Annotated in this window: 17 protein-coding genes and 1 tRNA gene; 14 read left to right on the plus strand and 4 right to left on the minus strand. The window is 69.9% G+C overall.

Features of this window, described 5'->3' with window-relative positions:
- Positions 1–17 precede the first annotated feature (17 nt).
- Positions 18–929, plus strand: coding sequence for a TatD family hydrolase (locus ABXS86_RS16700; protein WP_353666259.1), 912 nt, complete (start codon positions 18–20; stop codon positions 927–929).
- A gap of 466 nt (positions 930–1395) precedes the next feature.
- On the opposite strand, the gene ABXS86_RS16705 is transcribed toward ABXS86_RS16700, so the two are convergent.
- Positions 1396–2856, minus strand: a complete 1461-nt coding sequence (locus ABXS86_RS16705; protein ID WP_353665194.1) for a sugar porter family MFS transporter — start codon at positions 2854–2856, stop codon at positions 1396–1398.
- Between the two features lie 66 nt (positions 2857–2922).
- Here ABXS86_RS16705 and rsmA point away from each other — a divergent pair, with 66 nt between their 5' ends.
- Positions 2923–3765 carry a 16S rRNA (adenine(1518)-N(6)/adenine(1519)-N(6))-dimethyltransferase RsmA gene (gene rsmA / locus ABXS86_RS16710; RefSeq protein ID WP_353665195.1) on the plus strand — a complete coding sequence of 281 codons (843 nt, stop codon included), beginning with the start codon at positions 2923–2925 and terminating at the stop codon, positions 3763–3765.
- 300 nt (positions 3766–4065) lie between these two features.
- A complete protein-coding gene (locus ABXS86_RS16715; RefSeq protein WP_144786116.1) occupies positions 4066–5001 on the plus strand; it encodes a phosphodiesterase in 936 nt (311 codons plus the stop codon).
- On the opposite strand, the gene ABXS86_RS16720 is transcribed toward ABXS86_RS16715, so the two are convergent.
- Positions 4952–6532 (minus strand): stealth conserved region 3 domain-containing protein, encoded by a 1581-nt coding sequence (locus ABXS86_RS16720; protein ID WP_353665196.1) that lies wholly within the window; start codon positions 6530–6532, stop codon positions 4952–4954. The two genes, ABXS86_RS16715 and ABXS86_RS16720, sit on opposite strands and share 50 nt — an antisense overlap.
- 241 nt (positions 6533–6773) lie before the next feature.
- On the opposite strand from ABXS86_RS16720, the gene ABXS86_RS16725 reads away from it, so the two are divergent.
- From ABXS86_RS16725 to ABXS86_RS16755, 7 genes are all read left to right on the plus strand, one after another.
- Positions 6774–7706 (plus strand): 4-(cytidine 5'-diphospho)-2-C-methyl-D-erythritol kinase, encoded by a 933-nt coding sequence (locus tag ABXS86_RS16725; RefSeq protein WP_353665197.1) that lies wholly within the window; start codon positions 6774–6776, stop codon positions 7704–7706.
- A 135-nt stretch (positions 7707–7841) separates the two neighbouring features.
- The gene (locus ABXS86_RS16730) at positions 7842–8144 is read left to right on the plus strand and encodes a DUF427 domain-containing protein (protein WP_144834245.1); all 303 of its coding nucleotides are present in this window, start codon (positions 7842–7844) and stop codon (positions 8142–8144) included.
- A gap of 14 nt (positions 8145–8158) precedes the next feature.
- Positions 8159–8983, plus strand: coding sequence for an ABC transporter ATP-binding protein (locus ABXS86_RS16735; RefSeq protein ID WP_353665198.1), 825 nt, complete (start codon positions 8159–8161; stop codon positions 8981–8983).
- Positions 8980–9729 carry an ABC transporter permease gene (locus ABXS86_RS16740; protein ID WP_353665199.1) on the plus strand — a complete coding sequence of 250 codons (750 nt, stop codon included), beginning with the start codon at positions 8980–8982 and terminating at the stop codon, positions 9727–9729. Before ABXS86_RS16735 ends, ABXS86_RS16740 begins: the two co-directional genes overlap by 4 nt.
- Complete coding sequence (locus tag ABXS86_RS16745; protein ID WP_353665200.1) at positions 9726–10514, plus strand: ABC transporter permease; 789 nt, start codon at positions 9726–9728, stop codon at positions 10512–10514. The genes ABXS86_RS16740 and ABXS86_RS16745 overlap by 4 nt, the downstream gene beginning before the upstream one ends.
- The gene (locus ABXS86_RS16750; protein ID WP_353665201.1) at positions 10511–11446 is read left to right on the plus strand and encodes an ABC transporter substrate-binding protein; all 936 of its coding nucleotides are present in this window, start codon (positions 10511–10513) and stop codon (positions 11444–11446) included. Before ABXS86_RS16745 ends, ABXS86_RS16750 begins: the two co-directional genes overlap by 4 nt.
- Positions 11447–11574: 128 nt before the next feature.
- Positions 11575–13404 (plus strand): ABC-F family ATP-binding cassette domain-containing protein, encoded by a 1830-nt coding sequence (locus ABXS86_RS16755; RefSeq protein ID WP_307212421.1) that lies wholly within the window; start codon positions 11575–11577, stop codon positions 13402–13404.
- Between the two features lie 27 nt (positions 13405–13431).
- On the opposite strand, the gene ABXS86_RS16760 is transcribed toward ABXS86_RS16755, so the two are convergent.
- Positions 13432–13944 carry a hypothetical protein gene (locus ABXS86_RS16760; RefSeq protein ID WP_307212419.1) on the minus strand — a complete coding sequence of 171 codons (513 nt, stop codon included), beginning with the start codon at positions 13942–13944 and terminating at the stop codon, positions 13432–13434.
- A complete protein-coding gene (locus ABXS86_RS16765) occupies positions 13941–14444 on the minus strand; it encodes a MarR family winged helix-turn-helix transcriptional regulator (RefSeq protein ID WP_307212417.1) in 504 nt (167 codons plus the stop codon). The genes ABXS86_RS16760 and ABXS86_RS16765 overlap by 4 nt, the downstream gene beginning before the upstream one ends.
- A 94-nt stretch (positions 14445–14538) precedes the next feature.
- On the opposite strand from ABXS86_RS16765, the gene ABXS86_RS16770 reads away from it, so the two are divergent.
- The 4 genes from ABXS86_RS16770 to ABXS86_RS16785 all read left to right on the plus strand — a co-directional run bounded on the left by ABXS86_RS16770 (position 14539) and on the right by ABXS86_RS16785 (position 18139).
- Positions 14539–14610: transfer RNA gene (locus ABXS86_RS16770), tRNA-Gln, on the plus strand.
- Between the two features lies 1 nt (position 14611).
- On the plus strand, positions 14612–16060 hold the full coding sequence (glmU, locus tag ABXS86_RS16775; RefSeq protein WP_307212415.1) for a bifunctional UDP-N-acetylglucosamine diphosphorylase/glucosamine-1-phosphate N-acetyltransferase GlmU: 1449 nt from the start codon (positions 14612–14614) through the stop codon (positions 16058–16060).
- Positions 16050–17084 (plus strand): ribose-phosphate diphosphokinase, encoded by a 1035-nt coding sequence (locus ABXS86_RS16780; RefSeq protein ID WP_251507960.1) that lies wholly within the window; start codon positions 16050–16052, stop codon positions 17082–17084. The genes glmU and ABXS86_RS16780 overlap by 11 nt, the downstream gene beginning before the upstream one ends.
- A gap of 563 nt (positions 17085–17647) precedes the next feature.
- Entirely contained in the window at positions 17648–18139 is a 492-nt protein-coding gene (locus ABXS86_RS16785; protein ID WP_353665202.1) for a hypothetical protein, read from the plus strand.
- The last annotated feature ends 4 nt before the right edge of the window (positions 18140–18143 follow it).

Genomic DNA, 18143 nt, shown 5'->3' on the forward strand with positions numbered 1-18143 from the left:
AGCGTCCCCGCGATACCATCGGCGACGGCGACCCGAGCCAGTACGTGCGCGAGCGTTCGGTCGACGGTCGTCGCGACGTCAGCTATCCGCCGGCGCCCGAGCCCCTCGGCATCCCGGTCTACGACAACCACACGCACCTCGAGATCGAAGACGGCCCTTCGACAGGCTCAGGGACCATCGACGGATTGTCGCTGGAGGATCAGCTCGAGCGCGCTCTCGCGGTCGGTGTGCACGGGGTCGTGCAGGCGGGCGGCGACATCGACTCCTCGCGGTGGTCGGCGTGGGCGGCACGGTCGCACCCGCGCGTCCTCGCGGCGGTGGCGATCCACCCCAACGAGGCTCCCGCGTACGAGCAGGCGGGGGAGTTGGATGCCGCGATCGCCGTCATCGACGAGCTCGCCGCTCAGCCGCGCGTGCGCGCCATCGGCGAGACGGGGCTCGACTTCTTCCGCACGGAGGCCGACGGCATCCCGGCCCAGATCCGCTCGTTCGAGGCGCATATCGCGCTGGCGAAGAAGCACGGGATCGCGATGCAGATCCACGACCGCGACGCCCACGACGCCGTGCTCGAGACCCTGCTGCGCGTCGGCGCTCCCGACAAGACGGTCTTCCACTGCTTCTCGGGTGACGCCGACATGGCGCGCATCGCCGCCGACCGCGGCTACTACCTCTCGTTCGCCGGCAACGTCACGTTCAAGAACGCGCAGAACCTGCGCGACGCACTCGCGGTCACGCCCCTCGACCGCATCCTCGTCGAGACCGACGCTCCGTTCCTGACGCCCGCGCCGTACCGCGGCCGGCCCAACGCGCCGTACCTGATCCCGGTGACGCTGCGCTTCCTCGCGGCCGAACGGGCGATGGACGCCGACGAGCTCGCCGCCCAGGTCGCCGCGAACACACTCGAGGTCTACGGCGCGTTCGAAGACTGAGCGCGCGCGGATCTTCGGCGATTCGCGCATCCTCAGCGGGATGGCCGCGGATGCCGCTGAGGTTGTGCGGATCGCGGAGGTTGTGACGGCGTGCGCCGTCATCGCGGGCGTGGCGCGGGCTCGGCGATTCGCGCATCTTCAGCCGGATAGCCGCGGATGCCGCTGAGGGTTTGCGGATCGCGGAGGCTGTGGCTGCGCGTGCCGCTGGCGCTGCACAGGCTCAGTGATTCGCACGTTTTCAGCCAGCATTCCGCGGATGCCGCTGAGGTTGTGCGGATCGCGGAGGTTGTGACGGCGTGCGCCGTCATCGCGGGCGTGGCGCGGGCTCGGCGATTCGCGCATCTTCAGCCGGATCGTCGCGGATGCCGCTGAGGTTGTGCAGATCGCCGAAGTCGTGCGGGCGCGACGACCCCGAGAGCGACGAAGGCCGGCACCCCGCGGGGCGCCGGCCTTCTGGCATCCGGGATCAGGCCTTGGCCTTGTCCTTCGGCTTGCGCACGAACAGCGTCTCGGTCTGTTCGAGCTCCATGCCCTTGGTCTCGGGGATGCGCAGCAGCACGTAGACGAACGACAGGCCGGCGAACAGCGCGTACATGCCGTAGGTGAGCGGGAGTGACCAGCTCGACATCGCCGGGAACGACACGGTGATGGCGAAGTTCGCGATCCACTGCGCACCGGCGGCGACGCCGAGCGCCTTGCCGCGGATGCGGCTCGGGAAGATCTCGCCCAGCAGCACCCACACCAGCGGACCCCACGAGGCGCCGAATCCGACGACGAACACGTTCGCCGCGACGAGGGCGACGCTGCCCCAGGGAGCGGGGAGCGACACGTCCTGGCCCGAGCCGGTCGCGAACGTGAACGCCAGCGCCATCGCGCCCAGCGACACGGTCATCAGGATCGAGCCGGTGAGCAGGATGGGCTTCCGGCCGACGCGGTCGACGAGGAAGATGGCGACGAAGGTGACCACGACGTTGGTGATCGAGGTGATCACCGAGATCAGCAGCGAGTTGCTTTCGTCGAAGCCGACGGCCTTCCAGAGGGTCGTGGAGTAGTAGAAGATCACGTTGATGCCGACGAACTGCTGGAACATCGACAGCAGAATGCCGGTCCACACGATCCCCTGCAGACCCAGCACCGGTCCGCGCAGCGACACGTTCTTGTTCTTGCGGTCGGCTTCGATCGTGTTCGACAGCTCGTTCATCGTCTTGTCGAGATCGGCCGGCGGCACCAGGCGCGCGAAAATCGCCTTGGCCTCGTCGCGCTTTCCCTTGGCGAGCAGATAGCGCGGCGATTCGGGAACGGTGAACGACAGGATGCCGTAGACGGCGGCGGGGATCACACCGACCAGGAACATCCAGCGCCAGGCCTCGAGGCCGAGCCACAGCTGGTTCGCCGCACCGCCCGCGGTGTTGGCCAGTAGGGCGTCGGACAGCAGGGCGCCAAAGATACCGAGCGTGATGGCCAGCTGCTGCAGCGACGCGAGCGAGCCGCGGATCTGCCGGGGCGCGACCTCGGCGATGTACGCGGGAGCGACCACCGAGGCGATGCCGATGCCCAGACCGCTCATCACGCGCCAGAGGATCAGGTCGGGGACGCTGAAGGTGAGCGCCGCACCGATCGACGACACGAAGAACAGCACGGCGCCGAGCAGCATGACCTTCAGGCGACCCCAGCGATCGGAGAGGGCGCCGGCGATGATGGCTCCCACCGCGCAGCCCAGCAGGGCGACGGCCACGACGAACCCGGTGAGCACCTGTCCCAGCTCGAAGTTGCCGTCGACCGCATCGACCGCGCCGTTGATGACGGACGAGTCGAAGCCGAAGAGGAAACCACCGACGGCGGCGGCGAGGGACAGCCCGATCGCTCGTCGCCCGTACGGGCTCCGCAGCGTGAAGGCATTGGCGGGGATCGACTGTGTCTGACTCACTCGACCACGCTACTCCCGGCTCGCTCGCAGCAAGGGTTCTGGCGGAGCCCTGACTACAGTGGAACAATGCCCGTTTCGCTCCTCGGTGCCGCCGAGATCCGTCGGCTCGCCGCCGACCTCGACGTGACCCCGACCAAGAAGTTGGGGCAGAACTTCGTCGTCGACGCCAACACGGTCCGCAAGATCGTGCACGCGGCCCGGGTCACGGCATCCGACCGTGTCGTCGAGATCGGACCGGGCCTCGGTTCGCTCACCCTCGCGATCCTCGAGACGGGCGCCTCGGTGGTCGCCGTCGAGATCGATCACCGCCTCGCCGAGCGCCTCCCCGTCACCGCCGCCGCCCACGACGTGCCCGCTGATCGCCTCACCGTGATCGACGCCGACGCCCTGCGCGTCACCGAGCTGCCGGGCGAGCCCGAGGTGCTGGTCGCCAACCTGCCCTACAACGTGTCGGTGCCGGTGCTGCTGCACTTCGTCGAGAGTTTCCCGTACCTGCAGCGCGGCGTCGTCATGGTGCAGGCCGAGGTGGGGGAGCGCCTCGCCGCCCCTCCCGGGTCGAAGATCTACGGCGCGCCCAGCGTCAAGGCCGCCTGGTACGGCTCGTGGCGCCTCGCGGGCACCGTGTCGCGTCAGGTCTTCTGGCCGGTGCCCAAAGTCGACAGCGTGCTCGTCGGCTTCGATCGCGACGCCGAGCCCCGCGGCACAGAAGAGCACCGGCTGCGGACGTTCCAGATCGTGGATGCCGCGTTCCAGCAGCGCCGCAAGATGCTGCGGCAGGCGCTGTCGGGCGTTCTGGGCGGCACCGCGGCTGAGGCGTCGGCACGCCTGGAGGCCGCGGGTGTCGACCCGACCCTGCGCGGCGAGCAGCTCACGGTCGACGACTACGCCCGCATCGCCGGCGACTCCTGACGCTTCCGCGCTGATCGCGGGATCCGGCGCACGCGTGGGATCGCGGCATCCGGCCCCCGCGCGCACAACGGCGGGGCGTTTGCCGACACGCCGTGCGGGTCCGGCCGGTGTCCGGCGTGTCGTCGGCGACGCCCGCGGCTGTGCTCGGCCCACTGCGCGTCGCTGCCGACCCACAACGCGCGCAGGGTGAATTCCCGCCGTGTTCATCACGCGTTTGCGAAACATGTCTGTAACATTTCGAGGCAACCGGGAGCATCACGCCGGTCACGAGGCCGTACCCGACGGCCCGGAAGGAACGAGATGCGTTACGCCGAGTACCCCCGTGCTGAGAGGGTGCTGCTGCACCTGAGTGACACCCACCTGCGCGCCGGCGGTGCGCCGCTGTACGACAGCGTCGACTCCGAGGCCTACCTCGCCCGGGCGGTCGAGGCGATCGGTGCCTCGGGCATCCGCCCCCACGCCCTGGTGTTCACGGGTGATCTGGCCGACTTCGGCGAGGCCGACGCCTACGAGCGCGTGCGCCGACTGGTCGAGCCGCTCGCGGAGCGCCTCGGCACGCGCGTGATCTGGGTGATGGGCAACCACGACGACCGCGCGGCGTTCCGCGCCGAACTGCTTCCCGGCGACGCCGCCGACGCGACCGCCCCGGTCGACCGCGTCGACGAGATCGACGGCCTGCGCATCGTCACGCTCGACACCTCGGTGCCCGGCGCGCACCACGGCGAGGTCACCGCGGCGCAGCTCGAGTGGCTGACCGAGGTGCTGGCGACGCCGGCTCCGCTCGGCACGATCCTCGCGATGCACCACCCGCCCGTGCCCAGCGTGCTCGACCTCGCCGCCTCCGTCGAACTGCGCGACCAGCGCAGCCTCGCCGCGGTGCTGCGCGGCACCGACGTGCGCGCGATCCTCGCGGGTCACCTGCACTACTCGACGTTCGCCACGTTCGCCGGAATCCCCGTGTCCGTGGCATCCGCCACCTGCTACACGCAAGACCTCATGGTGCCTGTGGGCGGAACCCGCCCGCAGGACGCCGCGCAGGGGTTCAACACCGTGCACGTCTACGACGACACGGTGGTGCACTCGGTCGTGCCGCTCGCGGCGACTCAGGCCCTGCAGTACGTGGATGCCGCGGAGTCGCAGCGACGGCTGCACGACGCCGGCATCGTGGTGCCGGCGTCGCGGGCGTTCAGCGGACCGGTGTCGCCGCCGACGACGCCGTTGCCGATTCTTCGTTGACCGCCGTCTTCTCCCAGGGAGCGGCGACGGGGAAGTAGCGCTCGAGGCACGCCCGGAGCGCGGGGACGCGCACCTCTTCGGGGATCTCGGGCACGCTGCCGTCGTTCAGGCAGAACATGTCGGTGTCGCGGCGCGAGACGAGGCGCTCCATCGTGCGCAGCGAGTCGAGCTGGGTGGTCTGCACATAGCGCGTGCGGGGCTCGGTCGTGATGACCGCCCGGCCGGTCGCCAGCGCGTAGTGGTGGTACAGGCTGTTGGTCACCGAGATGTCGGTCGCCGAACGGAACCGGCTCGCGGCGGTGCGGGCGTAGTCGTCGGAGAATTCTTGCTCGAGCTCGAACGCGACCGAGCGACGAAGCGGCGTCGCGCAGTGCTCGAGGTCGAGCGTGATGACCCGGCCGAAGCGCTCTTTGAGCAGCGCGCGGTTGACGCGTAGGCCGTTGTCGTGGCCCGAGCGGTCGATGTGCGCGGGGCCGCTGCCGATGCGCACGCCGCTCTCGACGAACCGGCTGACCCCGCCGCCGCTGAAGAACAGCTCGGGTGTGACCGGGCGACCGAAGAACATGTCGTCGTTGCTGTACAGAAAGTGCTCGGCCAGACCCGGGATGCGGTGCAGCTGCGCCTCGACGGCGTGGGAGTTGTGCGTGGGCAGCACCGAGGGGTCGGCGAAGAACTCCTCGCTGCGCACGATCGTCACCTTTGGGTGATCGGCGAGCCACTCGGGGGTGGGGGAGTCGGTCGCGATGAAGATGCGGCGCACCCACGGCGCGTACATGTGCACGCTGCGCAGCGCGTAGCGTAGCTCGTCGACCTGGCGGTAACGCGCGGCGTTGTCGTCGCCGTCGCCGACGACGTAGCCCTTCATGCGCGCGGCGCGTTGACGCTGGAATTCGCTCGACGAGCCGTCGACCCACGAGAAGACCATGTCGACCTCGGCCGTGAGCTCGTTGGGGTGGGGGTCGAACATCCCCGCCACCGTCGTCCACCGGCGTCCGTAGCGCTCCACCTCGACCAGATCGAGGTCGGCTGCGGCGAACTTGCGGCGGGTGAGGGCGCTGGGTCGCGGGGCCTCGATGGTCTTGTCACCGAAACGCCAGAGCTCGAGTCGCGGGGCGAGCGACGCCCCGTACCGGTACGAACCCTCGGTCGAGGTGCGGGGGCGGAACACCGCGTACGCCTGCACGGATCCGGGCGAGGGGTGCACGCTGTGCGCGGGCACGGGGTCTTCGCCGCGGGCCTTCAGGTACACCGGGCCCAGCTCGGGATCGCGCAGAGCGGTGAGCGCCGCCTCGGCATCCGCTGTGTCGACGACGAGCTTCGGGCGACGGTTCGCGTCGCGCACGAGCATGACGCGCACGCCCGCGGCCTCGATCGCGGCGGCCGCGGTGAGCAGGTCGTCGCGCTCGGACATCGAGGGTGTGGAGGAGTCGTCGACGACATGCAGGATGCCGTCGTGCATCCGGATATCGGAGCGGGAGAGCAGCGCGCGCCAGGGGTCGGTGTCGATCGACAGGGGGACCATCGGGCGCATACTGCCTCCACGGGGGATAGGTGACGGGCTCCGGACACCGTAAGGTTCCGGGGTTACGAAGACGTTTCGGCGGCGGCGCCGAACGGCGGGGAGCGGCGCGCTACTGTCGAAGAGTGACTCGAATCGCTCGCTCCGGCCCGGTCTGTCCCGAACCGCTTTGCGAGCGACGGCGGGAACCGGGCCGACGTTCCAGTTTCGCACACGCCGGCTCCTCGGGGCGCACGCTCGAGCGGGCCGCACGATGACCGCTGCTCCGCCGGCATCCGTCCGTGTCCGCGCACCCGGCAAGATCAATGTCTTCCTCGAGGTCGGCGACGTGCAGGACGACGGCTACCACGAGCTCGCCACGGCCTTCCAGGCGGTGTCGTTGTACGAAGAGATGACCGCGACGCCCGCCGATGACATCACCCTGAGCGTGACGGCGAAGGGGCCGGTCGACATCGAGGGCGTGCCCACCGACGACCGCAACCTCGCCGTGCGCGCCGCGCGCCTGCTCGCGCAGACGGCCGGCATTGACCGCGGCGCCCACCTGTCGATCCGCAAGGCCGTTCCGGTGGCCGGCGGGATGGGAGGGGGATCGGCGGATGCCGCTGCCGCCTTGGTCGCGTGCGATGCGTTGTGGGGGCTGGGCATGCCGATGGGCGAGCTGGCCCGTCTCGCGGCGCGACTGGGCGCCGACGTTCCGTTCGCCCTGCTCGGCGGGACCGCGGTCGGAACGGGCCGCGGCGACGAGCTCAGCCCCGCTCTCGCACGCGGGCGGTTCGACTGGGTGCTCGTGCCCAACGACGAGGGCATGTCGACACCCGTCGTCTACGGCGAGCTCGACGCGCACCGCCGCCGCCACGCCGTCGACATTGGTCCGGCGCCGCGCGTACCCGCGGTCGACCCCGACGTGCTGCATGCGCTGCGCCAGGGCGACGCCGAGATGCTCACTCAGACCCTGCGCAACGACCTCCAGGCGCCGGCCCTGCATCTGCGGCCCGATCTGGCTCGCGTGCTCGAGCGCGGCGAGAGCTCGGGAGCGCTCGCGGGCATCGTGTCGGGATCCGGTCCCACGCTCGCGTTCCTCACCGCCGACGAGTCGTCCGCGATCGACCTGCAGGTCACCCTGAGCGCGGCCGGACTCGTCGCTCTGCACGTGCACGGCCCCGTGCCGGGCGCGCGTGTGGTCTGACCGCGGCGCACCATAGTGCAGGTCGACACACGGAGCAATCTTCGCCTCAGGGCCTCGCGACCTGGTTAGCCTCATTCGAGGTGGTTCGTCACCGCTGGGTGCCGTGCCCGCGGGGCGCTACGAAGGGGGTTTCCCATGAAGGCAACACTCGACGGCGTCGTGATCGCCGAAGCCGACCGCGACGACCTGGCCTCGATCGAGGGCAACTGGTACTTCCCGCCGCAGGCGGTGCGCGAGGGTGCGCTGCACGAGAGCCCCACGCCGTACACCTGCCCGTGGAAGGGCGCCGCCCAGTACTGGAACATCTCGGTCGACGGTGCGGAACTCCCCGACGGCGCATGGTCGTACCCCGACCTGTACCCGGGCGCCGTGGATCGCGTCGGCAAGGACTTCGCCGGATTCGTCGCGTTTGACCGCAAGGTCGTGGTCTCCGACTGAGGTCAAGCACTCACATGATCGAGTTCTCCGCCGTCTCGAAGGTGTTTCCCGACGGCACGCACGCCGTCGACGATTTCCACCTCGTCATCCCTTCCCGTCAGACCACCGTGTTCGTCGGGTCGTCCGGCTGCGGAAAGACGACGCTGCTGCGCATGATCAACCGCATGGTCGAGCCCTCATCGGGCACGATCGCGATCGACGGCGCCGACATCGGCGGCAAGCCCGCCGTGCAGTTGCGCCGCAGCATCGGCTACGTCATGCAGAACTCGGGTCTGCTGCCGCACTTCACCGTCGCCGACAACATCTCCACGGTGCCGGTGCTGCAGGGCCAGAGCCGCAAGGCCGCGCGCGCCCGGGCTCTCGAGCTCATGACCACCGTGGGTCTCGACACCGCGATGGCCGACCGCTACCCGAGCCAGCTCTCGGGCGGTCAGCAGCAGCGCGTGGGTGTCGCTCGCGGCCTCGCCGCCGACCCCAACATCCTGCTGATGGACGAGCCCTTTGGCGCCGTCGACCCGATCGTTCGCGACGAACTGCAGCAGGAGCTCATCCGCCTGCAGCGCGACATCGGCAAGACGATCGTCTTCGTGACCCACGACATCGACGAGGCGTTCCTGCTCGGCGACCAGGTCGTGATTCTCGAGAAGGGCGCCAAGATCGCTCAGGTCGGCACGCCCAGCGAGATCATCGAGAATCCCGCGAGCGACTTCGTGGCCAGCTTCATCGGCGCCGAGCGCGGCAAGCGCGCGCTGCACTTGAAGCAGACGCCCACGGGGACGGTCGTGGTCGACTCCGAGGGGCGCACGCAGGGTGCCCTGAGAGACGAGTCGGTGTCGTGACCTGGCTGTGGGGGAACTTCCCCCTGGTGGTGGATCTGACGCTCAACCACATCCGGTTGAGCATCATCCCGATCGTGCTCGGATTCGTAATCGCCGTGCCGCTGGGGCGTCTGACGCTGACCAGCAAGTACGCGCGAGCGACCATGATCACGGCGATGAGCCTGCTCTACACGATCCCCTCGTTGCCGCTGTTCGTGATCCTGCCCGCCATCATCGGCACGCGCGTGCTCAGTGACACGAACCTCATCGTGGCCCTGACCATCTACGCCGTCGCCATCATGGTGCGCGCCACCTCCGACGCCTTCTTCTCGGTCTCGGCCGATACCAAGCAGGCCGCCACCGCGATGGGCTTCTCGGCATGGCGCCGGTTCTGGCAGGTCGAGTTCCCGCTCGCCGGCCCCGTGATGCTCGCGGGGCTGCGCGTCGTGTCGGTGTCGACGATCGCGCTGGTGTCGGTGGGCGTGCTCATCGGCTCCGAGAACCTCGGCTACCTCTTCACCAACGGCAAGCAGCGCAACAACCTCGAAGAGGTGGGCGTCGGCATCGTCGCCACGCTCCTCATCGCGCTGCTGTTCGACCTGATCCTGGTCGCGCTGGGTCGCATCCTCATGCCGTGGGTGCGGGTCGATCGGGCCGCCAAGCGCCGCTCCAAGCGGGCCGCCGTCGTCGCCCCGATCGCCGCGGATGACGCAGCCCCCGTCGCCGCGAGCACGTCGGCATCCGCCGGAACAGGGGGGCGCTCGTGAACCTCTTCCTGAACGCCTTCGCGTGGATCTTCGACCCCCAGAACTGGCAGCCCGGCGGAACCTCGCCCCTGCCGATCCAGGATCGCCTGCTGGAGCACCTGCTCTACACCGTCGTCGCCGTGGTGATCGCCGCGGCCATCGCGCTCCCTCTCGGGTTCTACATCGGGCACACCGGCAAGGGACGACAGTTCGTCATCGGCTTCACCGGCGCCATGCGCGCCCTGCCGACGCTGGGCGTGCTGTTCTTCCTGACGATGGTGCTCGGCTCGCTCGTGAAGGGCGCGTCGGGGGTGTTCTGGGGCACGATCGTCGCCCTCGTCATCCTCGCGATCCCGTCGATCCTGGCCGGTGCCTACGCGGGCCTCGAGTCGGTGTCGCGGACCACGATCGACGCGGCCCGCGCGGTCGGCATGACCGAGATGCAGATCCTCACGCGAGTGGAGATCCCGCTCGCCCTGCCGCTGATCATCGGCGGCCTGCGTGCCGGCACCCTACAGGTCATCGCCACCGCCGTCATCGCCTCGTACGCCGGTCTCGGCGGCCTGGGTCGCATCATCAGCAGCGGCATCGGCCTCAACGACTACGACCGCATCCTGGGCGGCGCCATCCTGGTGACCGTCTTCGCCCTCGTGGTCGACGCGCTGTTCGCGATCGTGCAGCGCCTCACCAGAATTTCGGGAGCGAGCGCGGGCACCACCCGCCGCAGCCTCCGTCACCCCTCGCCTCGTCCTGCAACGGCGGCGGGGGCAGCAACACCCATCCCAGAGAGGAATGTCACAGCATGAACATCTTCCGTAAAGGTCGGCTCGCCATCGGGCTCGTCGCCGTCGGCGCCGTCGTCGCGCTCGCGGGCTGCTCGCAGGCCGACCCCACCGCTCCCGAGACCAACGCGGGCGGCGGCGACTCGAGCCAGATCATCGTCGGCTCGTTCGCGTTCCCCGAGAGCGAGATCATCGGCGAGATCTACGCCCAGGCGCTGAAGGCGAAGGGCTTCGACGTCCAGACGAAGTTCAACATCGGACCCCGTCAGCAGACGATCCCCGCCCTTCAGGACGGCTCGATCAACCTGATCCCCGAGTACAACGGCAACCTGCTGGCGTACTACGACACCGAGTTCACGCAGCGAACGACCGAAGACGTCGACGCGGCGCTGACGGATGCCGTGGCCAAGGACAACCTGACCGTCTACAACTCGGCCGAGGCCGAGGACAAGGACGCCTACGTCGTCACCCAGGCGTACGCCCAGGCCAACGGCCTGACCTCGATCGGCGACCTGTCGAAGGTGGGCCCGTTCAGCCTCGGCGCGAACCCCCAGTTCGCGGAGCTCGGCTACGGCATCCCGGGTCTGAAGTCGGTGTACGGCGTGAACGACGTCACCTTCGTGCCCTACGAGGACTTCGGCGGCCCCGACACCGTGAAGGCGCTCACCGACAACACGGTGCAGGTGGCCGACATCTACACGACCTCGCCCGCCCTGGTGGCCGAGAACCTGCAGGTGCTCGAAGACCCCGAGAACCTCATCGCGGCGCAGAACGTGCTCCCGCTGCTGGCCAAGTCGATCGACACGCCTGAGCTGAAGGACGCGCTCGACGCGATCTCGGCCAAGCTCACCACCGACGACCTGATCAAGCTGCGCGACCGCGTCGAGGGCAGCGAGCAGGCCTCGGCGTCGACCGCCGCCGCCGATTGGCTCAAGGAGGCCGGCCTGTCGTCCTGACACACCGCTTCTCGCGCGGGGTCGTCCGGTTCGCCGGGCGGCCCCGCGTCGTTTCTGTTCGGCGGGAATCGCACGAGGAGGGGCGGGCGGATGCCGGCGCCCCGGGCACCGCGTAGCCTGGGACGGATATGGCACATCTGCTCGGGGGCGAAGCCCTGCACCTGGAATACCCGACCAAGGTCGTCTTCGACTCCGTCTCGCTCGGCGTGAACGAGGGCGATCGCATCGGGATCGTCGGCCGCAACGGTGACGGCAAGTCGAGTCTGCTCGGCATGCTCGCCGGCATCCGCGAGCCCGACGGCGGTCGCGTGACCGTACGCGGCGGGGTCACCGTCGGCGTGCTCGACCAGCAGGACACCCTCGACGACGACGACACGATCGGCCACGCGGTGGTCGGAGATCGTGCCGAGCACGAGTGGGCGGGCGACTCCCGCACGCGCGACGTGATCGCGGGACTGCTGGGCGACCTGCCGTGGGATGCCCGTCTCGGCGACCTCTCGGGTGGTCAGCGCCGCCGCGTCGCGCTGGCGAAGCTGCTCTCGGGCGACTGGGACGTGCTGTTCCTCGACGAGCCCACCAACCACCTCGACGTCGAGGCCATCACCTGGCTCGCCGCCCACCTCAAGAAGCGGTGGGCGCCCTCGGCGGGCGGCCTTCTCGTCGTCACGCACGACCGGTGGTTCCTCGACGAGATCTGCACCGCGACCTGGGAGGTGCACGACCGCACCGTCGAGCCCTTCGAGGGCGGGTACGCGGCCTACATCCTGCAGCGCGTCGAGCGCGATCGCCAGGCGGCGTCGATCGAGCAGCGCCGGCAGAACCTCGCGCGCAAAGAGCTCGCGTGGCTGCGCCGCGGCGCACCGGCGCGCACGTCGAAGCCGAAGTTCCGCATCGACGCGGCGAACGAGCTGATCGCCGACGTGCCCGAGATCCGCGACAAGGTGGCCCTGCAGTCCCTCGCGGTCGCGCGGCTGGGCAAGGACGTCGTCGACCTGCTCGACGCAGGAGTGACCTACCCTTCGACAGGCTCAGGGACCGGTTCGGCGTCCGCCGAACCCCGGGTCGTCCTGAAAGACATCGAGTGGCGCATCGCGCCGGGCGAGCGCACCGGCATCCTGGGCGTGAACGGCGCGGGCAAGTCCACGCTGTTGAGCCTCGTCACCGGATCGCTCGAGCCGACGAGCGGCCGCGTCAAGCGCGGCAAGACGGTCAAGGTCGCCACGCTCACCCAGCGGCTCGACGAGCTCGACCAGCACTTGAACGACCCGGTGCGCGTGGTGATCGCGGGGCTCCGCACGACCTACGCCTTCGGTGCCGGCTCGAAGTCGCAGGAGCTCACTCCGGGTCAGCTGCTGGAGCGACTCGGCTTCTCGAGCGCGCAGCTCTCCACCCCGGTGAAAGACCTCTCGGGTGGGCAGAAGCGGCGCCTCCAGCTGCTGCTGGTCATCCTCGACCAGCCAAACGTGCTGATCCTCGACGAGCCCACCAACGACCTCGACACCGACATGCTCGCGGCGATGGAAGACCTGCTCGACTCGTGGTCGGGCACCCTCCTCGTCGTCTCGCACGACCGGTACTTCCTCGAGCGCGTCACCGACCAGCAGTACGCCATCCTCGACGCCAAGCTCCGGCACCTCCCCGGAGGAGTCGACGAATACCTGCGTCTTCGGGCGATGCAGGATGCCGAGCCGTCGCGGTCCGCGTCGACCGGCGGTCCCGCCTCGACTCCGGGCCTGCAGGGCGCGGAGCTCCGTGCCGCGCAGAAGGAGGCCTCGGCCACCGAGCGGCGCATCGAGAAGCTGCAGCAGCAGATCGACAAGGCCAAGGCCGCGCTCGTCGACCACGACCAGGCGGACTACGAGGGACTCGGCAAGGAGATGCAGCGCATCTCCGCTCTCGAGGGCGAGCGCGACGAGCTCGAGATGCGGTGGTTCGAGCTCACCGAGACGATCGGCTGACGGCATCCGGAACCGCCTTCGCGCGCGTCAGTGGATCGCGTACTCCAGCAGCACGATGAAGACGCCCAGGCACGCGGTGGCGAACGCCCCGAGCAGTCGGCCCGCGAGGCCCGCGCCGCGACGGCGGTAGGCGTTGTAGCCCAGCAAGGCGAGCACGACGAAGGTCGACCACATGCTGAGGTCGGCCGCGTCGTCGACCGACACGCCCGTCGCGCCCGCGATCAACAGCACGAGCACCGAGGGGACGGACGCGTAGAGCATGCCCGCGCCGTGCCGCATGCCCTCGCGCGTCGCGTGCCGCAGGCCGTGGTCGGCGTGCTCGGTGAGCGTGTGGGCGAACACGTGGGCGATGAAGAACACGACGAGCGAGGTGGCGGCGCTCAGCAGCACCTCGCCGACGGAATCGGCGTGGTCGTCGGCGATGGTCACGAACGCCGCGAACACGATGAGGCCGTAGATGGCGGCGGGGGAGCGGAAGCGCACGTCGAACCACGACTTCACCCGCTGCCACCGGGTGGGGGCCGCCGCCGGCGCGCTCACGCGTCGAACCCCAGGCTGAGCTTTCGCAGCAGCGTGGCGAGGCGGTCGCGGTCGTTGCGGGCGAGCCCGTCGAGCAGCAGGGCCTCGGCGTCGACCAGGCGTGTGATCGCGGCATCCACCCGCACGCGTCCGTCTTCGGTGAGCGTGACGAGGATGCTGCGCCCGTCGCCGGGATCGGCCTCGCGACGGACGAATTTGCGGGCGACCAGGCGGTCGATTCGGTTCGTCATCGTGCCGCTCGAGACGAGGGTCTGCTGCAGCAGCTGCTTGGGGCTCAGCTGGTACGGCTCGCCCGCGCGGCGCAGGGCCGAGAGCACGTCCCACTCCCACGACTCGATGTCGCTGCGGCGGAACGCCTCTTTGCGGGCGATGTCGAGATGGCGCGACAGGCGCGCGACGCGCGAGAGCACCTCGAGGGGTGAGAAGTCGAGGTCGGGGCGCTGACGTATCCAAGCCTCGACGATGCGGTCGACCTCGTCGCTGTCCTGGCTCGTGCTCACGCTCTCATTATGGCCAGCCCGCCGCGTCGCGACAGCGCGCCCCTCATCGGCGGGGCCCGCGTCTGGCAGACTTGACCAGTGCCCTCGGGCACGGTCCGCCGTGGTGTAACGGCAGCACGACAGCCTTTGGAGCTGTTAGGTCCAGGTTCGAATCCTGGCGGCGGAGCATGACATCACCGACCGAGCTGGCCGTCGTCGTCCTCGCCGCGGGTCAAGGCACCCGCATGAAGTCGCGCACCCCCAAGGTGCTGCATCCGGTGGGCGGTCGCCCGCTCGTCGGGCACGTGCTCGACACCGCTGCCTCGCTCGATCCGGCGCGCATCGTCGTCGTCGTGCGGCACGAGCGCGAGCTCGTCGCCGAGACGGTGTCGGAGCTCGCCCCCGGGGTCGTCGTCGTCGATCAGGACGAGGTGCCCGGCACGGGGCGCGCGGTCGAGGTCGCCCTCGACGCGCTCGACGGCTTCGAGGGCGACGTGCTCGTGCTCAGCGCCGACGTCCCGCTGCTCGAGACCGGCACCCTCACCGAGCTGCTCGCCACCCACCGCTCCGGCGGCACCGCCGTGACGCTGTTGAGCGCGCGCGTCGACGAGCCCTTCGGCTACGGCCGCATCCTGCGCGACCACACCGACGGCGTGAGCCGCATCGTCGAGCAGAAGGACGCCTCGGCCGAAGAGGCCGCGGTCACCGAGATCAACGTCGGCGTGTACGTGTTCCAGGCGTCCCCGCTGCGCACGCAGCTCGCGCGCGTGGGCACCGCCAACGCGCAGGGCGAGAAGTACCTCACCGACGTCGTCGCCCTGCTGCGCGAGGCCGAGCTCGGGGTCGCGGCATCCGTCACCCGCGACGCCTCCGCGGCGCTCGGCGTGAACGACCGCGTGCAGCTGTCCGAGGCCGGGCGCACCCTCAACGCGCGCACGGTGCGCCGCTGGCAGCTCGAGGGCGTCACCGTCGTCGACCCCGCCACCACGTGGATCGACGTCACCGCGACGCTCGCCCCCGACGTCACGATCCTGCCGAACACGCACGTGCGCGGCGCCACGGCCATCGCCTCGGGCGCGACCATCGGCCCCGACACGAGCCTGACCGACTGCGAGGTGGGCGAGAACGCCACCGTCACCCGCACCGACGGCACGCTCGCGGTCGTCGAGGCCGGCGCCACCGTCGGCCCGTTCGCCTACCTCCGCGCCAACGCGCGCGTCGGCGTGAACGGCAAGGTCGGCACCTTCGTCGAGGTCAAGAACTCGTCGATCGGCGAGGGCAGCAAGGTGCCCCACCTGTCGTACATCGGCGACACCGAGATCGGCCGCGGGGTCAACCTCGGCGCCGGCGCGATCACCGCGAACTACGACGACGTCGCCAAGCACCGCACCGTCATCGGCGACCAGGTTCACAGCGGATCGCACAACGTCTTCGTCGCGCCGGTTACGATTGGAGCCGGTGCCAAGACAGGTGCCGGTGCGGTCATCCGCAAGGACGTTCCGGCCGGTGCTCTGGCGCTCAGCGTGTCCCCCCAGCGCAACATCGAGGGGTGGGTCGAGAAGAACCGACCGGGCACCGCTGCGGCCGACGTGGCTGCGCGGGCTCGGGCTGAACAGGAAGCGGCCGATGGCTCGTAAGAAGAATCGTGTAGACCTCGACCGCGACAACGGCATCGCCCCCGGGCTCGTCGCCAAGACCAAGAAGCGGCTCGTCGTCGCCTCGGGTCGGTCGCACCCCGAACTCGCCGCGCAGGTCACGCAGCACCTGGGCACCGAGCTCGCCCCCACCGAGCACCGCACCTTCGCCTCGGGCGAGATCTACACCCGCTTCGAGGTGTCGATCCGCGGCTGCGACGTGTTCGTCATCCAGTCATTCGGCCCCCCGGTCAACGAGTGGCTCATGGAGCTGCTCATCATGCTCGACGCGCTCAAGCGTGCCTCGGCCAAGCGCATCACGGTGGTCGCCCCGTACTTCCCCTACTCGCGTCAGGACAAGAAGGGACGCGGCCGCGAGCCCATCAGCGCGCGCCTCGTCGCCGACCTGCTCAAGACGGCCGGTGCCGACCGCATCATGAGCGTCGACCTGCACGCCGCGCAGATCCAGGGCTTCTTCGACGGCCCCGTCGACCACCTCTTCGCCAAGCCCGTGCTGCTCGAGCACTTCGAGCAGGGCCTGTCGACCGAAGACCGCGAGACCCTCACCGTCGTCTCGCCCGACATGGGCCGCGTGCGCGTCGCCGACACGTGGTCGGACAGCCTGGGCGCGCCCCTCGCGATCATCCACAAGCGTCGTGACCCGAAGGTCGCCAACCAGGTCTCGGTGCACGAGATCGTCGGTGACGTGAAGGGCCGCACGTGCCTGCTCGTCGACGACATGATCGACACCGGCGGCACGATCCAGAAGGCCGCTCAGGCGCTGAAGGCGTCGGGTGCCCGCAAGGTCATCGTCGCGGCGACGCACGCGATCTTCAGCGATCCGGCCACCGAACGTCTGCAGGATCCCGCGATCGACGAGGTCGTCGTCACCGACACCATCCCGATCGCGGCCGACCGCCGCTTCGACCGGCTCACCGTGCTGCCGATCGCCCCGCTGCTGGCACGCGCGATCCACGAGGTCTTCGAAGACGGCTCGGTCACGAGCATGTTCGGCGGCGACGCGTAATCGCGCGCCCATCTCGTCCCTCTTCGACGCAGCCGTCTCCCGCAGGGAGGCGGCTGCGTCCGTTCACCGGAGCCGGCTGCGCCCGGTCGCGCGGAGGTGGCTGAGCCTGTCGAAGCCACCGGGCCGGCCCGTGGCCCGGTCGCGCGGAGGTGGCTGAGCTTGTCGAAGCCGCCGGGCTGGTCCGTGGCCGGGTCGTGCGGAGGTGGCTGAGCTTGTCGAAGCCGCCGGGCTGGTCCGAGGTCCGGTCGTGCGGAGGTGGCTGAGCTTGTCGAAGTCACCGGGCTGGTCCGTGGCCCGGTCGAGCGGAGGTGGCTGAGCTTGTCGAAGTCACCGGGCTGGCCCCGGTCCCTTCGACAGGCTCAGGGACCTCCGTTGGCCCGGGTCCCTTCGACAGGCTCAGGGACCTCTCCGACTCAGGGACCTCTCCGGCTCAGGGACCTCCCCGGCTCAGGGACCTCTCGCCGCTCACAGGTGGCACAAATGTGTGAACCCGCTCGCCGTCAAGGTCGTGTCCCTAACGTGAGCTCGACCGAGCCGCGAGGCACGACCGAAGGAGGACCCTCATGATCCGCACCACAGCCGTACCCCGTCCCGTCCGCGTCGGAACCGCCCTGTTGGGCGTGGCCGGCATCGTCACGCTCGCCGGCTGCTCCGGCGGCACGTCGGATGCCGCGGCCCCTGCCGCGAGTGAAGCCGCCCCCACGGCGAGCTCGGCGCCCTCGACCAGCGCGGCCGCCGACACCTCGAGCACGTCGGGTTCGTACAAGGACGGCACCTACGAGGCCACCGGGCAGTACTCGACCCCCGAGAGCGTCGAGACGATCGACGTCACCCTCACGGTGGCCGGTGACACCGTCACCGCCGTCGAGGTGACCGGGGACCCGCAGGCCGCGGAATCGAAGCGCTACCAGGGCGAGTTCATCGGCGGCATCCAGAGCGAGGTCGTCGGCAAGAAGCTCGACGAACTGTCGGTCAGCAAGGTCGCCGGTTCGTCGCTGACCAGCGGCGGCTTCAACAAGGCCGTCGACACGATCAAGACCGAGGCCAAGGCCTGACGAC

Origin of the sequence: Microbacterium sp. che218 (assembly GCF_040436305.1) — a bacterium.
GTDB classification, from domain to species: Bacteria; Actinomycetota; Actinomycetes; order Actinomycetales; family Microbacteriaceae; genus Microbacterium; species Microbacterium algihabitans.

Bases quoted from the DNA above. Each gene is read 5' to 3' on its own strand.
- ABXS86_RS16750 (WP_353665201.1), top strand. From the start codon at position 10,511: ATGAACATCTTCCGTAAAGGTCGGCTCGCCATCGGGCTCGTCGCCGTC.
- rsmA (WP_353665195.1), top strand. From the start codon at position 2,923: ATGCCCGTTTCGCTCCTCGGTGCCGCCGAGATCCGTCGGCTCGCCGCC.
- ABXS86_RS16715 (WP_144786116.1), top strand. From the start codon at position 4,066: ATGCGTTACGCCGAGTACCCCCGTGCTGAGAGGGTGCTGCTGCACCTG.
- ABXS86_RS16785 (WP_353665202.1), top strand. From the start codon at position 17,648: ATGATCCGCACCACAGCCGTACCCCGTCCCGTCCGCGTCGGAACCGCC.
- ABXS86_RS16720 (WP_353665196.1), bottom strand. From the start codon at position 6,532: ATGCGCCCGATGGTCCCCCTGTCGATCGACACCGACCCCTGGCGCGCG.
- ABXS86_RS16730 (WP_144834245.1), top strand. From the start codon at position 7,842: ATGAAGGCAACACTCGACGGCGTCGTGATCGCCGAAGCCGACCGCGAC.
- ABXS86_RS16725 (WP_353665197.1), top strand. From the start codon at position 6,774: ATGACCGCTGCTCCGCCGGCATCCGTCCGTGTCCGCGCACCCGGCAAG.
- ABXS86_RS16735 (WP_353665198.1), top strand. From the start codon at position 8,159: ATGATCGAGTTCTCCGCCGTCTCGAAGGTGTTTCCCGACGGCACGCAC.
- ABXS86_RS16780 (WP_251507960.1), top strand. From the start codon at position 16,050: ATGGCTCGTAAGAAGAATCGTGTAGACCTCGACCGCGACAACGGCATC.
- ABXS86_RS16755 (WP_307212421.1), top strand. From the start codon at position 11,575: ATGGCACATCTGCTCGGGGGCGAAGCCCTGCACCTGGAATACCCGACC.
- glmU (WP_307212415.1), top strand. From the start codon at position 14,612: ATGACATCACCGACCGAGCTGGCCGTCGTCGTCCTCGCCGCGGGTCAA.